The organism is Granulicella sp. WH15 (assembly GCF_009914315.1).
Taxonomy (GTDB): Bacteria; Acidobacteriota; Terriglobia; order Terriglobales; family Acidobacteriaceae; genus Edaphobacter.
Genome location: NZ_CP042596.1, coordinates 693,108 through 707,954, shown reverse-complemented (window position 1 = coordinate 707,954; position 14,847 = coordinate 693,108). Strand labels below are relative to the sequence as shown.

Below are 14,847 nucleotides of genomic sequence, written 5' to 3'. Positions count from 1 at the left end.
ATCCCTTTGAGCCTAGCCGATTTCGTCGCTCCGCTGTAACCCACAGGGGCGAAATCCACCGCTATACTGGACACAATGGAAGGTCTCACTCCTCGCGATCTGCCGAGCGCCTCCCCCAATACAGCCGCCAACGCGGCTCCACCCCCGACGCCCTTCCGCCGCAACGAGATCTGGACCTACTTCGGCCCGGCCTTCGTCGCCTCGGTCGCGTACATCGACCCCGGCAACTTCGCCACCAACATCCAGGGCGGCAGCGCCTTCGGCTACCGGCTGCTGTGGGTGCTGCTGTGGTCGAACGCCATGGCCATCCTGATCCAGTACCTCTCGGCCAAGCTGGGCATCGTCACCGGCCTGACGCTGCCGCAGAACTGCCGCAAGCACTTCGCGCCCGCGATTAACTTCTCCCTCTGGATCGCGGCCGAGATCGCCGCCATCGCCACCGACCTGGCCGAATTTCTCGGTGCCGCAATGGGCATCTACCTCCTCATCGGCCCCATGATGCTGGCCCACGGGCTCTCGCGTACGGGCAGCCTGCTGGTCTCGGCGCTCTTCTCCACCGTGCTCGTCTTCGCCATCCTCGCGCTCGATCTCGCGGGCTACCGCTGGTTCGAGCGCGGCATCATGTTCTTCGTCGGAGCCATCGGCTTCTGCTATGGCTTCGAGGTCTTCCTGGTGCACCCGGACTGGCGGCTGGCGGCCATCCACGCCCTCATCCCCACGCTCGATACCTCGTCTCCACAGGGCTTTCACGACAGCATCTACCTCGCCGTCGCGATGCTGGGCGCGACCGTAATGCCGCACGTCATCTACCTGCACTCGGCGCTGGTACAGCCGCGCCTGACGCAGATGGCGGCGCACGACGCCATCGTGAAGAAGACTCAGCGCAGCCGCTACCTGCGCTTCGAGCTGATCGACGTCTTCGTGGCGATGAACGGCGCGTGGCTCATCAACTCGGCCATGATCGTGATGGCAGCGGTCGCCTTCACCCATATGGCCGAGCCGATATCCGACATCGAAACCGCGCACAAGACGTTGGGACCGCTGCTCGGTCCGGCGTCGGCGACCGCCTTCGCGGTGGCACTGCTCTGCTCCGGGCTTTCTTCTTCGACGGTCGGCGTCATGGCCGGACAGGTCATCATCGAAGGCTTCCTCGCCATTCGCTTCCCAATCTTCTTGCGCCGCCTCATCACCATCATCCCGGCGTTCGTGGTGATCGGCCTCGGTCTCGATGCATTGAAGATTCTTCTTCTCTCGCAGGTCATCCTCAGCTTCACGTTGCCCTTCGCGCTGGTGCCGCTGCTCATCTTGACCAACCGGACCAGCGTGATGGATTCGTTCGTCAGCGCGCTGCATACGCGTATTGCGGGGTGGGTGATCGTCAGCATCATCGTTGCGTTGAACATCGTGCTGCTGGGCCAGATCGCGCACGATGCCTTTGCACACACAACATAAAAGCCTTTCACGCGAAGCGTCGAGAACCGCACGAAGTGCCGCCCGCCCGGCGTTAGGGCGCTGTTGCTGTTGTCTCTATAACTTACCTGTCACCAGAAACTGTTCGAGCTTCCCATCCGGCATCACGTAGGTCGAGATCGAGACGCTGGCTCCGTCCGAAAACACCGCCACAAACGAGCGTTCCGTCATGCCTCCGCGCAACGATTCCTGCTGCTGGATCACGCTGGTCACAGACCCCAGCGGGCCAAGGCTGCTCGAGAAATCCGTCATCGTCTCCGGCGAAAAGTAGAAGTTCGCATCCGGTGTAAACAGGCTGCGGTCGATCTGCCCATGCGTCAGTCCGTTGAGGATCGTCTTCACCTGATCCTCCGCAGCCGTATGGGGCGCAGGCTCCGGCTTCTTCTCCGTAAGCAGCAACGGCAGCACCGCCCGCGCAATCTGCTGCGCCGCCGGGCTGGCCTCCTGGTTGGTCAACACCGCAACCGCCAGCCCGTCATCGGGAAAGACCACGTTCTCGGCGACGAATCCACCCACCTCGCCGCTGTGCTCGAGCATCCGCTTGCCATCGTGCGTGCGCACCGTGATGCCCAGCCCATAACTCGTACCCTTGCCATCCTTCAACTTCACTTCGCTCTCAAAGGCCGCGTAAGACGCGGGTGAGAGCACCGTCCGTCCCAGGATGCTGATATCCCAGCGCAGCAGATCGGCTACCGGCATCGCCAGCGAAGCGTCGCCGAAGTACCACCCCGGAGCCTCCAAAACAGCGGGCCGCAGCGGAGCCAGCGCGTGCCGTTCATAGCCCTGTACTTGCAGCTTGGCGCGGTCGGTGTCGAGGTTCAGAGCCTCGGTGATCCCCGCCGGCTGCAACACCCGCGTCCGCAGAAAGTCGAAGTACGGCATCCCGCTCGCCTTCTCGACGATGAGCGCAGCCAGCACGAAGTTGGTGTTGCTGTACTGCCACTGGGTGCCGGGCGCGAAGTCCAGCGGCTTCTTCGCCCAGGTCTCGACCAGCGCGTGCGGGTCGTTCGGCTGCATCCACGCGGGGATCGTATAGTCCTGCGGGGCGTAGTCCTCGTAGCCCGAGGTGTGCGAGAGCAGCTCGCGCACGGTCACCTCGTTTGCCTGCGTCAGCTCAGGAAACCAGCGGCTGACCGTGTCATCGAGCTTCAGCTTGCCATCCTGTTCGAGCAGCAGAATGCAGCTCGCCGTGAACTGCTTCGAGATGGAGCCGATGGGATAAGCCATTGCGGGCGTGGACTCAAGTGGAGGGCTCAGGCGAGCCTTGCCGTAAGCCGCAGTCATCACGATGTGGCCACCGCGAACAATGCCCACCGAGGCGCTGGGCACGCCCGTCGACTCGACCACCTGACGAATCGCAGCATCGACACGGCCACGCAGCTCCGGCGTCATATCCTGCGCGCTAACTTCCTGCGCATTGGCTACACCTGCCAGCAGGCAGATCACAGCAATCCATCTCATCGCATCTTCTCCTCTACGCCCTGCGGGTCGTCGATCCGGTCTCCGTGGCTCGGCGGCTGGCTCGTTACCAGAAAGCGCACATCGCCGCTGCTGCGATTCATCGCCTGATGCATGGTCTTGGGGGCAATCTCCAGCCCCTGCCCCGTCGTGAGCGTCGTCACCTGCCCATCTACCTCAAGGGTCAACTCCCCGGCCAGCACATAGAAGAACTGCCGTGCCCTCTCGTGCCGGTGCCGCCGTTCCGCCGTGCCCGCGGGCATACGCTCTTCGATCACGCTCAACTGCGGCGCGCGCACCAGATGCCAGCCATCGCACTCGTGGCCCCAGCGATAGTGCTCGGCGTTATCTCTGCTAATCGCGTTCATGCTTCTTCCCACTGCGTTGGAGGTGCTTTCTCGCCAGCATATCGAGCCCGTCGATCAACCGCCGCCGCGTTTCGTTCGGGTAAATCACCGCATCCACATAGGCACGCTCGGCGGCGTTGTACGGATGCGCAAACCGCTCGCGGAACACTGCAATCTTCTCCTCCCGCAGCCGCGTGAGCAGTTCGGACTTCTTCTCTTCGCTGAAGGCCATCCCCTGCGGCCACATGGCCTGAGCGTGCTTTAGATGCTCCTCAAACTCGCGGCGATGAATCACATCGACCGCATCCTCGGGAGCCATCACGGTAATCTCCGCCGACGGCCACGCAAGGCTCAGACCGGCCTTCGCACCCATCACGCAACTGGCCGCGCCATACGCCCGCCGCATCACTACGGTCAACTTCGGCACCGTCGCCTCTGCATACGCGCAGAGCAGTTTTGCACTGTGCTGAATCGTTCCCGGCAGAAAGCCGGGAGCATCCTCGAAGGTGAGAATCGGAACGTTGAACGCATCGCAGAGACGCACAAAACGCGCCCCCTTGGCCGCTGCATCGCCATCCAGCGCGCCGTCCAGATACAGAGGCTGATTGGCTACGATCCCCACCGTCCGCCCCTCCATCCGCGCAAAGCCAACGATTAAATTGCGGGCGTGGTGCTCCTGCACCTGCAACAGATATCCCTTGTCCACGATCTTCGAGATCGCATCGACCATGTCATACGGCTCATCCGCAATCTCGGGAACGTCCGCATCCTGCCCCGCATAGGCGCTCATCGGCGGCACGTCACGATAGCTTGAAGGCAGGAAGCCGAGCAGCTCACGCACCGTTCGAATACAAGCCTCGTCATCGGCCGCAAAGAGGTGCGCAACATCCGAAACATTTTCTGTTACATAATCCCGAGCCACAATAAAATCCGCGATTGAAGCGGCAAGCAGCGTGCCCTCCGTAGCCGGTCCCAGCAGCACAGCGATCTGCGGCACCACCCCGCTGGCCTTAGCACCACTCAGCAGAACCTCCTGCATCCCAGCTAGTGCAGAGATGCCATCCTCAATCCGGATGCCCTGCGAATCGTACAGGCCGATGATGGGCGCACCCACGCTCATCGCACGATTCATCGTCGCGACAATCTTCGCCGCGTTGGCCTCAGAGAGAGTGCCTCCGAAGACGGAAGCATCCTGCGCGAAGACGAAGACCACCCTGCCCTGCACCTTGCCGTGGCCGGTGATGCAGCCATCACCCGGCACGCGCATCTCCTGCATCCCGAACTCAACGGCGCGGTGCGTGACCAGCTTGCCCGTCTCGACGAAGCTGCCCTCGTCCAGCAGAAGGGCAATCCGCTCCCGAGCCGAGAGCCTACCCGCACCACGCGCAGGAGCACCGACACCCTGCTCTGCGAAGCGGTTGCGAATCTCCAACTCGGCGAGACGAGCCTCTTGCGGTGTAGGTTTAGGCAGCTTGGAAGAAGACGGCATAGGCGGCGATTTTATCAGCCGATCCGCTCGAGATCGCCCGTAAGGAACATCCGGATGGCCGCCACCCCCGCAGCACCCGCGTCCAGACAGCTCTGCACCCGATCCGGCGTCACACCGCCCAGCGCAAGCACAGGCATCTCTCCCGCCTCCAGACAGGCCGACCGCAGCGCTCCAAGCCCCGCCGGAGCAACCACCTGTTCGCCGCTGACAGTCTTGCCAAAAACCGGCCCGAACAATACCGCCGATGCCCGCATCTCTCTCGCGCGCCGCGCCTCGTCGAGGCTGTGGCAGGAGACGCTCACAAACGGCTCCGGCAGCCCGACGCGGCGATACTCCAGCCGAATGGCATCCGGCGAAGCCTGCCCCGGCGCGGAACTAAGGTGAACCCCATCCGCGCCGATAGAGAGGGCAAGGTCCACACGGCTATTGATGAGCACCCGCATCGCACCACCCGCAGCCCGAACCGCCGCCAGCAGCCGCCGCGAAAGCTCGGCCAGTTTCTCCGGCGGTAGATCCTTTTCACGCACCTGCAACAGATCCACGCCACTCTGCGCCAGTTGGACGCACCGTGCAATCAACGCTCCAAACCGATCCGACGAATCCACCGCAAACAGGCTTCGATCGGTAATGGCGTAACGCAGCACGTTAACAGTGTAAAGTCCTGCTGCATTTATAGGTCCGTATATCGGAATGTGGTAGTTTCTAGGCAGCGAGTGTCCGGCAACGCTTCCCAAAAGCCGGCCTCGGTTCGCTGGAACTGGCACTCGAATCGCTTGGCGCACAACGGCGCGGGCTAAGGGTCCACTAACTGCAACTGGCCCGTCCAGATGCATGAAGGAAGAGTCCGACCGCGCATGAGCACAGTCTACGATCTGATCGTCATCGGGTCCGGCCCGGCAGGACAGAGAGCCGCTATCTACGCTTCCAAACTTGGCAAAAAAGTAGCCTTGGTGGAGATGCGTGAGGTCGTCGGCGGAGCCTGTATCTCCACCGGCACCATCCCCTCCAAAACCATGCGCGAGGCCGTTCTCCACCTCTCCGGCTACAACTACAAGTCCATCTATGGCATGAACTACCGGGTGAAGGAACGCATCACCATGGCGGACCTCGCCTTCCGGGTACAGCACGTCATCAAGACCGAGATCGACGTCACCGAGGCGCAGCTCTCGCGCAACAACATCGAGATGCTGACCGGCATCGCCAGCTTCGAGGACACCACCCACGTCAAGGTGACCAACTCCCGCGGGTCCACGGTCTACGAGGCGAAGAACATCCTGATCGCCACCGGCACCAAGCCCGCCGCCTCGGCCAAAGTGCCGATCAACGGCCACTCCATCATCAACTCCGACCTGGTACTGGACCTGGTGAACCTGCCCAAGACCATGATCGTGGTCGGCGGCGGCGTCATCGGCGTGGAGTACACCTGCATGTTCGCCGCGCTGGGCGTCCGCGTCACGCTCATCGAGCGCCGCCCGCGCCTGCTCGAGTTCGCCGACCAGGAGATCATCGAAGCCCTCAGCTACCACCTGCGCGACTCCCGCGTGACCATGCGGCTGAACGAAGAGGTGGAGAGCGTCGAAGAGATGCCGGACGGCACCGTCGTCGCCAACCTCGAATCGAAGAAGAAGGTTCAGGGCGATGCCCTGCTCTACGCGGTAGGCCGCCAGGGCAACGTGGACGAGCTGAACCTCGCCGCCGTCGGGGTCGACTCCGACTCGCGCGGCCGCATCCCCGTCGACAAGGACTTCCGCACCAAGCAGCCGACGATCTTCGCCGTGGGTGACGTCATCGGCTTCCCCTCGCTGGCCTCAGTCTCGATGGAGCAGGGCCGCATCGCCGCCGCCCGCGCCTTCGGCGACGACACCGTCATCTCCAACCCCAGCTTCTATCCCTACGGCATCTACACCATTCCTGAGATCAGCTTCATCGGCAAGACCGAGGAGCAACTGACCGAAGAGGACGTACCCTACGAGGTCGGCGTGGCCTACTACCGCGAGATCGCCCGTGGCCAGATTCGTGGCGATACCACGGGCCGTCTCAAGCTCATCTTCCACCGCATGACCCACGCCATTTTGGGCGTTCACATCATCGGCGAGGGAGCCAGCGAGCTGCTGCACATCGGTCAGGCCGTCATGGCTTTAGGGGGCAAGCTGGACTATTTTGTGGAAACCGTGTTCAACTACCCAACTCTGGCCGAATGTTATAAAGTGGCCGCGTTCAACGGGTTGAACCGCGTGAGTAAGTTCGAGTAGGTTGCACACTCTTGCTCACAGAGAAGACCCCCAAATGGCAGACGGAGTAGAGACATGGCTAAGACCATTGGCGTGACCTTATCGGAGCGAATTCTTGCCGGCCTGATCGTCGATCACAAGCTGGCAGGTCCGCTCCAGAGCTATCCGGAGAGCGTGGAGACCGACGATGCACTCGTCCAGATGCACTCCGAAGCCATGATGCGGAAGATCTGCGAGCAGGTGGTCAAGCTGGCCGATGAGGATCGCGATATCGCCGCCGTGGGGGTCGCGCTGCCGGGCTTCGTGCGCAACGGCGTCGTCGAAGAGGCTCCTAACCTGCCCCAGCTCAAGGGTGCGAAGATCCAGGAGAAGCTCACCGAGATGCTGTCCGAGCATGGGATCCGCACCAAGGTCACCGTGCTCAACGACGCCGATGCGGTGGCCGCGGGGCTGGCCGCCACCAAGGGCAAGCTGGACTCGCTGATCCGGGTGTGGACACTCGGGATCGGCATAGGCTACGGACGCTACCCGTTCTCTCCCGGCGTCTGGGAGGGCGGTCACACCGTCGTCACTCTGGATGAAAAAGAGCGCTTCTGCGGCTGCGGCGGGCGCGGCCATATGGAGGGCATCATGGGGCACAGGGCCATGCGGCTGCGCTTCCTCGACATGGAGCCGGAGGAGGTCTTCGAGAACGCCGCCAAAGGCGATCCGCGTTGCGTCGAGTTCAAGAAGCTCTGGCACCGCGCGTTGGCGGCGGGCAGCGCCAGCACCGTCCACATGAGCGGGCCGGGCAAGATCTACCTGACCGGGCTGAACGTGAAGTTCGTGGACATGGCGCTGCTGAAGGAGGAGATGAAGAACATGGTCAAGATGAGCCCGCTGCTCAGCTACTCCTTCGAAATCTGCGACGACTACGCCGAGACCCGCGTTATCGGCGCGGCGGTGGCGGCGGAGCAGGCGGCGGCGCGATAGTTCCTTCCGATCAGCGGGAGGACCATGCGAAGCAGTAAAAAGGCGTGCAAACACCCGCCCTCCGCGCAGGAGGCCCGTCCGGCAGGACAGTGCCGTGCCGAGTAATAGATCGGGCCTTCAGCCCTCATCTTGCCTCTGTACACGGTTACCTAGGGCGTTGCCCTAGGCTGGTATAGAGTGCGCCTTCAGCGCTTTCCGGCGTCCATTCGGGAATGTTTCCCATCCCGAAACGGTCTCCCAAACACACCATAAAAGCCCACAACAAAACCACGCAGAATTACGGGACAAGAGCGCCAACGGCGCGTCCTATACCAGCCTGGGGCAACGCCCCAGGTAACAATCCCGTGCACGGATGAGGGCTGAAAGCCCGACCTATCCCTACCGTCGAACCCAAAGGCTTAAACCCTACTTCTGGCACCCCGGGCAGTACACCGTCGTCCTTCCACCAATCGACAGCTTCTTCAGTTCTGCCCCGCAGTCCTTGCAGGGTTCCCCGGCGCGGCTGTACACCTTGTGCTCGAGCTGGAAGAACCCGCGCACGCCATCGGCATCCACGTAGTCCGAGACCGACGATCCCCCCAGCTTGATCGCGTGCTTCAGCACCGCGACCAGCGCCGTCCGCAGCCGCAGCAACTCCGCCCGGGTCAGGCTCCCAGCCTGTCGCCGAGGGCGAATCCCCGCCCGGAAGAGGCTCTCATCCGCATAGATATTCCCCACCCCATGCAGCAGCGACTGGTTCAGCAGAGCGGCCTTGATGGGCGTCTTGCGCCCCCGGAAGAGCGCCACAAAGTCATCCTCGGAGACGGTCAGCGGCTCCGTCCCCGGGCCTCCATACTCACCATCCGCAACCGACAGCCGCCCAAACCGCCTCGCATCCACAAAGCGCAGCTCCTGCCCGCTGCTCAACGACAGCGCCGCGTGTGTATGCGGCGGCAGCGGCACGTCCGGCGACGAGACCAGCAGCCGCCCGGTCATCCCCAGGTGCACCAGAAACTGCGCCCCTTTTCCCTTCCGCAGCAGGTCGCAGACGATCGTCTTCCCCACCCGCCGCACCCGCTCGATCCGCGCCCCGGTCAGCGCCGCCTCGATCACCTCGGGGGCCGACTTGAAGGTCTGCGGCTTCCCGCTCGTCCACACCGACACCACCGTCACCCCGTGCACGCGCTCGTGCACCCCATTGGCAACGGTCTCCACCTCCGGCAACTCAGGCATCGCAACAATCCCCTTATACGCAGCAGTCTCTTATCGTAGGCGATTGAGCCGCCCCGGTATAACCCGCCACGGTATAAAATGACTTACGGGCGCGATCGAACCTGAACGCGTACTTCCCATTAGAAGTTCCCCCGGAGCAACCCACCTCGTGAGCCACAACCAGCGCCAGTCCGCCGTCATCCTCGGAGCCCAGTGGGGCGATGAGGGCAAGGGCAAGATCGTCGACGTCCTTTCGGAGAAGTTTTCCGTCGTTGCCCGCTATGCCGGAGGCCACAATGCCGGCCACACCGTCATCATCCACGGACGCAAGTTCGTCCTGCAGCTTATCCCCTGCGGCGTCCTGCGCCCCGGCTGCATCGGCGTCATCGGCAACGGCGTGGTGCTCGACCCCCTGGCCTTCCTGAACGAGGTCCGCAAGCTCAAGGAAGCCGGTCTGCCCGTCGATGGCCAGCTCTTTGTCTCCAACCGCGCCCAGGTGATCCTGCCCTACCACCGCATGATCGAGCTGGCCGCTGAGACCGCGCCCGGCCGCACGCCCATCGGCACCACCCGCCGCGGCATCGGCCCCGCGTACGAGGACAAGATCCACCGCAACGGCCTCCGCGTGGCCGACCTGCTGAACCCCTCGCTGCTGCGCACGCACATCCAGAACGCCTGCCACGAGAAGAACACCATCGCCCACGCCCTCTTCGGCACCGAGCCGCTCGATCCCCGCGCCATGTACGAGGAGTACGCGCGCCTGGCCGAGCAGATCGCTCCCTTCGTCACCGACACGGCCGTCATGCTCAACAAGGCCATCGCCGACGGCCAGAAGGTCATGTTCGAGGGCGCGCAGGGCGCACTGCTCGACATCGACCACGGCACCTACCCCTTCGTCACCAGCTCGTCCTCGACGGCGGGCGGCGCGGTCACGGGCACGGGCGTCGGGCCGACCCGCATCGGCACGGTCATCGGCGTCACCAAGGCGTACGTCACCCGCGTCGGCGAGGGTCCCTTCCCCACCGAGATCAGCGACGACACCGCCGACCTGCTCCGCGCACGCGGTCAGGAGTACGGCGCGGTCACCGGGCGTCCGCGCCGCTGCGGCTGGCTCGATCTGCCGCTGCTCCGCTACTCCAACATGATCAACGCCACCGAGTGGCTCGTCGTCACCAAGATGGACGTGATGGACGAGTGCGTCGAGATCCCCGTCTGCGTGGGCTACAAGATCAACGGCAAGGAGACCGACCAGATTCCCGCCGATATCCGAGGCTTCGAGTCGATCAAGCCGATCTACACCACGCTCAAGGGCTGGAACTGCTCCACCGAGGGCATCACCGAGTTCGACAAGCTGCCCAAACTGGCGCAGGATTATCTGCACTTCGTCGAGCGCGAGTCGAACGCGAAGATCGGCATGGTCTCCACCGGCCCCGACCGCACCCAGACCATCAATCTGCCTGAGTTCGAAGAGGCGCTCAACCGCTAACCGGATCATCTAACCAGGAGACGGAACCATGATCAGCTTTACCGTTCGTATGCGCTTCGATCCGGCCGACCACGCCGAGGTTACCGCTCACCTGCAGGCACTGCAACTGGGCTCCCGCAAGGAGCCCGGCTGCGTCAGCTACATCGCCCACTTCATCGAGGACGATCCCAATACCGTCCTGATCTATGAGCAGTATCTGGACGAAGCCGCAGTCGAGTTCCACGGCACCACCCCGCACTTCGCCCAGCACGCCATCGGCGGTCTCTACCAGAAGATGCGCGACCGCTCCCGGGAAGCTCTCATCGCCATCAGCTAAAAAGCAAAAGCGCCCTCACGCCGGGCGGTCGGCACTTCGTGCGGTTCTCGGGACGGTATAGGCAGGATGCTCTTCTGAGGGCCTCCCGTTGGTCGGCAGCTAAGAATTTCGGCCTGTTACCGAGAACCGCTCGAAGTGACCCCGATAGCGGGATAGCAAGCTTTTGGCTTTGCAACAGAAGTTTGTTTTGACTCTGAGCGCGATCCAGACTACTATCCGGTACTCCTATGCGCTGCGCCGCCCCATCCCGTCGGCTCCCCCTCTTCCTCTCGCTCGCGCTCTGCATTGCCCTGCTCGGCGCGTCCCGCATCGCCTTTGCCTCGCTGCCTCACAGCGATAAAAAAGACGAAAAACGCCAGATAGAACAGCTCGAAGAGCAGTGGCGGGTCGCTCAGATCGCCAATGACGTTCCCACCCTGGAACGGCTGCTCTCGGACGATTACATCGGCATCTCGCTGACCGGGCAGGTCAACACCAAGGTCCAGCAACTGGACCGCACCCGCAACCGCACGCTGGTCATCACCAGCATGGCCCTCAGCGACTCCAAGATCAAGCTGCTCGGCCGCATCGCCATCGTCACCTCGCAGGCCGAGATCGAGGGCACCAACGAGGGCATCAGCATGACGGGCACCTACCGCTACACCCGCGTCTATCTGCGCCTGCCCTCCGGCGTATGGAAGATCACCAACTTCGAAGCCACCCGCATCGCCCAGCGCCACCTGAACCCCAAGTCCTAAGCGTCCTGCCGGACGGGCCTCCTGCGCGGAGGGCGGTCACTTCGTGACTTTCACACTTGTCTTGCTGACTCAAAGTGCAAAGGTCCTCCCGTTGGTCGGAAGCAAAGATTGCTCGCTTCCGACCAGCGGGAGGACCTCAGAAGATCACTTCCCTATACCGCCCCGAGAACCGTACGAAGTACCTCAGACGGTCATTAGTTCTTTTTCTTTGGCTTTGAAGAGGTCGTCCAGACGCTTGATCTCGCCGTCCGTCAACTGCTGAATCTCTTCATTGGCGCGCTTTTCGTCGTCGGCCGAGATCAGCTTGTCCTTCGCGGCCTTCTTCACCTGCTCGTTGCCCTCGCGCCGGATGTTCCGCATCGAGGTCTTGTGCCCTTCGAGCACGCCCGCCAGATGCTTCACCGCCTCCTTGCGCCGCTCCTCGGTCATCGCCGGGATGGGCACGCGGATGATCCGCCCATCATGCGACGGGTTGAAGCCCTGCCCGCTGGTCCGGATAGCCTTCTCGATGGCCGTCACCAGCGAGATCTCCCACGGCTGCACCAAAATGAGCTGGGCCTCAGGCGTGGTCACCTGCGCCACCTGCGCGATCGGCGTATCGGTGCCGTAGTAGTCGACCTTCACCTGGTCCAGCATGTGCACGCTCGCCCGCCCGGTCCGGGTCGAGAGCAGGTTCGCCCGAAAGTCTTCCACGGTCTTCTCGAAGCGGCTTTTCAGCTGCTGGTGAACGTCCTTCAAAGCCACAATACTCGCCATCGCCGATGCCATATCTTTACTTGCCTCACAAAGCGCTGAAGCGCCTCAAGCGATTCTACTGAAAAGCCCTTGCCGCTGTCTTAGCGGAGACAAACTATCCCTGCTCCGGCGTGCTCGCCTCGCCCGGCAGCGGCCCGACTCCGAGCCCGCGCACGCCCTTCTTTTTCTTCTTCGCGGGATACACCTTCGGAGCCTCGACAGGCTCCAGCACACCCTGCACCTGCGCCTCGACCGCGCCCCAGTACTTCACATCCGCAGGCCTCGCCGAGGGCACGGACTGCCGCATCCGCGCATACCAGAGCGACCACTCCAGCTCGCGTTTATTGCCGGTCTCAAGTGCTTTCTCGACCCGGACGACCTCAGAAGGCTTCATCGAATCTCCCTAAGCCAGCCCGGTCGATTCCGCCTGCTCCTGCGCGTGATAGCTCGAGCGCACCAGCGGCCCCGACTCCACGTGCTTGAAGCCCATCGCCATCGCCTCGTGCTTCAGGAAGGCGAACTCCTCGGGCGTGTAGAAGCGGCTCATCACGAGATGGTCCTTGGAGGGCCGCAGGTACTGGCCAATCGTCAGGATGTCCACCTTGCGATCCGCCAGGTCGCGGAAGACCGCCAGCAGCTCGTGCATCTCTTCGCCCATGCCGACGATGATGCCGGTCTTGGTCACCTGTGCGGGGTTCATCGCCTTGGCGCGGGCCAGAAACTCCAACGAGCGTGGATACCGTCCGCCCGACTTCGCAATCTTGTAAAGCCGCGGCACCGTCTCGATGTTGTGGTTCAGAATCTCCGGCGCGGCATCGACGACCAGCCTCAGAGCCTCTTCGTTGCCCTGAAAATCAGGCGTCAGCACCTCGACCCGGCACCCCACAGCCTGCAAACGAATCTCGCGAATCACCTCGACGAACGCCCTCGCCGCGCCCATGTTGTCGTCGTCGCGGTTGACGCTCGTAACCACCGCATGATTCAGCCCCAACTGCGCGACCGCATAGGCCACACGCCGTGGTTCGTCAAAGTCGATCGGCTCCGGCTTGCCCTTGGGCACCGCGCAGAAGCCGCACCGCCGCGTGCACAGGTTGCCGAGCATCATGAAGGTCGCGGCCTTCTGGTTCCAGCACTCGCCGATGTTGGGGCACTGCGCGCTCTCGCAGACGGTGTGCAGGTTCAGCTCGCGCGCCATCTTCTTCAGCGAGTGGAAGGTCTCGCCCACCGGAGCCTTGGCCTTCAGCCACTCCGGCTTGCGCACCGGCACCTTCGGACTCAAATCAATCTGTACGAGTTCCGCCACTGGAGGAGTCATCCTCTAAATTGTAGAGCAAAAGCGCCCTCACGCCGGGCGGGCGGCACTTCGTCCGTTCTCGACGCTTCGCGTGAAGACAGCGACTGCCTACCGCATCCGCTCCCGAACCTCGGTCCTGACCAGGTACAGGAACAGGCAGAGGTCCAACGCCGCCATCACCATCATCGCCGGGTTCTTCGTCATGCGGGACATAGCCGCATAGCCGAACGAAAGCATCAGCGTGCCCGCCATCACCAGCGCCCAACCCCACCGGCGCATCCTCAGCAGCCCGAAGACCCCGACCACCACCAGCGTACACATGGGCAGCACCGCATACTTGGCCGCCGCGCCCGGATACTGGCCCCGGATGACCCCGACCACGCCCACCAGCGAGACCGACAGCATGTAGATCGCGATTCCGGCGACTCCCGGCAGCAACTGCCCCTTCACGATCTTCTTCTCTCCAACCGGCTCCATACCGTCCCCTAATCCCTTACAACGTATGTAGATAGGCCAGCAGATCGTCCAGATCGCCCGGCTCCAGATGCTGCCTCATCGCAGGCATGTTGTTGCGCCCCTGCATGATCGTCGCGCTCACGCGCTCGTCCGTGGCGGCGGCCCCGCTGGGCAGCGCTGGTTTCTTGTACAGCCCGGCCAGCGACGGACCGTGCAACACTCCACTCTGCCGATCGTAGTGGCAGACCGCGCACTGCGTCCCAAAGATGGCGTGCCCGTGCGCCTGCTGCGGATTCAACTGCGCCAACGGCAGCGGCGGTGGAGTAGAGCGGCAGCCGACAGCCGCTACCACCACCAGCCCCAGTCCGGCAAAAAACATTCCAGCTTGTAGCCCTCTCATCCCTCAATTCTCGCATCTCTTACAAGAGAACGGCCGACGGCTGCGTCTTCTCGCCGCCAATACCCGTCTGTTGGATGAAGAGTTCTATTTCATTCACGTTAATGAGAAGCGGGAAGTTGCCCATAACTGCAACGATCGCAAACGTTTCTCGTCTACCTCAATGTCCCACGTCCCGTCAGGGCAGACCTTAACCCATGCGCTCGTAGGCAGATCTTTTTTCACGGGCGTTCTTCTGATTCAAAGATCGTAAGCGCCTCTCAGGGAG

The 14,847-nt window shown here is 62.9% G+C and carries 16 protein-coding genes; 6 read left to right on the top strand and 10 right to left on the bottom strand.

Translation table 11 applies throughout. The annotated features are described in order from the left end of the window. Window positions 1-75: 75 nt before the first annotated feature. Window positions 76-1,452, top strand: coding sequence for an Nramp family divalent metal transporter (locus FTO74_RS03175; protein WP_162536840.1), 1,377 nt, complete (start codon window positions 76-78; stop codon window positions 1,450-1,452). Window positions 1,453-1,527: 75 nt separating this feature from the next. Here the strand turns inward: FTO74_RS03175 and FTO74_RS03170 are convergent, their stop codons facing one another. Genes FTO74_RS03170 through FTO74_RS03155 form a run of 4 tightly spaced genes read right to left on the bottom strand, consistent with a single transcriptional unit; the run spans window position 1,528 to window position 5,408 of the window. Then, on the bottom strand, window positions 1,528-2,931 hold the full coding sequence (locus tag FTO74_RS03170; protein ID WP_162536839.1) for a serine hydrolase domain-containing protein: 1,404 nt from the start codon (window positions 2,929-2,931) through the stop codon (window positions 1,528-1,530). Beyond that, the gene (locus tag FTO74_RS03165; RefSeq protein ID WP_162536838.1) at window positions 2,928-3,296 is read right to left on the bottom strand and encodes a cupin domain-containing protein; all 369 of its coding nucleotides are present in this window, start codon (window positions 3,294-3,296) and stop codon (window positions 2,928-2,930) included. The genes FTO74_RS03170 and FTO74_RS03165 overlap by 4 nt, the downstream gene beginning before the upstream one ends. Beyond that, on the bottom strand, window positions 3,283-4,764 hold the full coding sequence (locus tag FTO74_RS03160) for a carboxyl transferase domain-containing protein (RefSeq protein ID WP_162536837.1): 1,482 nt from the start codon (window positions 4,762-4,764) through the stop codon (window positions 3,283-3,285). Before FTO74_RS03160 ends, FTO74_RS03165 begins: the two co-directional genes overlap by 14 nt. A 14-nt stretch (window positions 4,765-4,778) precedes the next feature. Continuing rightward, a complete protein-coding gene (locus FTO74_RS03155; protein WP_162536836.1) occupies window positions 4,779-5,408 on the bottom strand; it encodes a thiamine phosphate synthase in 630 nt (209 codons plus the stop codon). 210 nt (window positions 5,409-5,618) lie between these two features. Between FTO74_RS03155 and sthA the strand changes: the two genes are divergently transcribed. Further along, window positions 5,619-7,016, top strand: a complete 1,398-nt coding sequence (sthA, locus tag FTO74_RS03150; protein WP_162536835.1) for a Si-specific NAD(P)(+) transhydrogenase — start codon at window positions 5,619-5,621, stop codon at window positions 7,014-7,016. A gap of 54 nt (window positions 7,017-7,070) precedes the next feature. Then, the gene (locus FTO74_RS03145; protein WP_162536834.1) at window positions 7,071-7,967 is read left to right on the top strand and encodes an ROK family protein; all 897 of its coding nucleotides are present in this window, start codon (window positions 7,071-7,073) and stop codon (window positions 7,965-7,967) included. A gap of 405 nt (window positions 7,968-8,372) precedes the next feature. On the opposite strand, the gene mutM is transcribed toward FTO74_RS03145, so the two are convergent. Further along, window positions 8,373-9,179, bottom strand: coding sequence for a bifunctional DNA-formamidopyrimidine glycosylase/DNA-(apurinic or apyrimidinic site) lyase (gene mutM / locus FTO74_RS03140; protein WP_162536833.1), 807 nt, complete (start codon window positions 9,177-9,179; stop codon window positions 8,373-8,375). A gap of 148 nt (window positions 9,180-9,327) precedes the next feature. Between mutM and FTO74_RS03135 the strand changes: the two genes are divergently transcribed. The 3 genes from FTO74_RS03135 (at window position 9,328) to FTO74_RS03125 (ending at window position 11,697) form a co-directional block, all read left to right on the top strand. Continuing rightward, entirely contained in the window at window positions 9,328-10,644 is a 1,317-nt protein-coding gene (locus FTO74_RS03135; protein WP_162536832.1) for an adenylosuccinate synthase, read from the top strand. A 28-nt stretch (window positions 10,645-10,672) separates the two neighbouring features. Further along, the gene (locus tag FTO74_RS03130) at window positions 10,673-10,960 is read left to right on the top strand and encodes a putative quinol monooxygenase (RefSeq protein WP_162536831.1); all 288 of its coding nucleotides are present in this window, start codon (window positions 10,673-10,675) and stop codon (window positions 10,958-10,960) included. A gap of 227 nt (window positions 10,961-11,187) precedes the next feature. Next, the gene (locus FTO74_RS03125; RefSeq protein WP_162536830.1) at window positions 11,188-11,697 is read left to right on the top strand and encodes a nuclear transport factor 2 family protein; all 510 of its coding nucleotides are present in this window, start codon (window positions 11,188-11,190) and stop codon (window positions 11,695-11,697) included. A gap of 183 nt (window positions 11,698-11,880) precedes the next feature. On the opposite strand, the gene frr is transcribed toward FTO74_RS03125, so the two are convergent. The 5 genes from frr to FTO74_RS03100 form a co-directional block, all read right to left on the bottom strand. Beyond that, window positions 11,881-12,465, bottom strand: coding sequence for a ribosome recycling factor (gene frr / locus FTO74_RS03120; RefSeq protein WP_162536829.1), 585 nt, complete (start codon window positions 12,463-12,465; stop codon window positions 11,881-11,883). A gap of 82 nt (window positions 12,466-12,547) precedes the next feature. Beyond that, window positions 12,548-12,826, bottom strand: a complete 279-nt coding sequence (locus FTO74_RS03115) for a hypothetical protein (protein WP_162536828.1) — start codon at window positions 12,824-12,826, stop codon at window positions 12,548-12,550. A 9-nt stretch (window positions 12,827-12,835) separates the two neighbouring features. Further along, a complete protein-coding gene (gene lipA, locus FTO74_RS03110) occupies window positions 12,836-13,747 on the bottom strand; it encodes a lipoyl synthase (protein ID WP_162536827.1) in 912 nt (303 codons plus the stop codon). Window positions 13,748-13,834: 87 nt separating this feature from the next. Beyond that, window positions 13,835-14,203 carry a hypothetical protein gene (locus FTO74_RS03105; RefSeq protein WP_162536826.1) on the bottom strand — a complete coding sequence of 123 codons (369 nt, stop codon included), beginning with the start codon at window positions 14,201-14,203 and terminating at the stop codon, window positions 13,835-13,837. Window positions 14,204-14,219: 16 nt separating this feature from the next. After that, complete coding sequence (locus FTO74_RS03100; protein WP_255462470.1) at window positions 14,220-14,582, bottom strand: c-type cytochrome; 363 nt, start codon at window positions 14,580-14,582, stop codon at window positions 14,220-14,222. Between the last annotated feature and the right edge of the window lie 265 nt (window positions 14,583-14,847).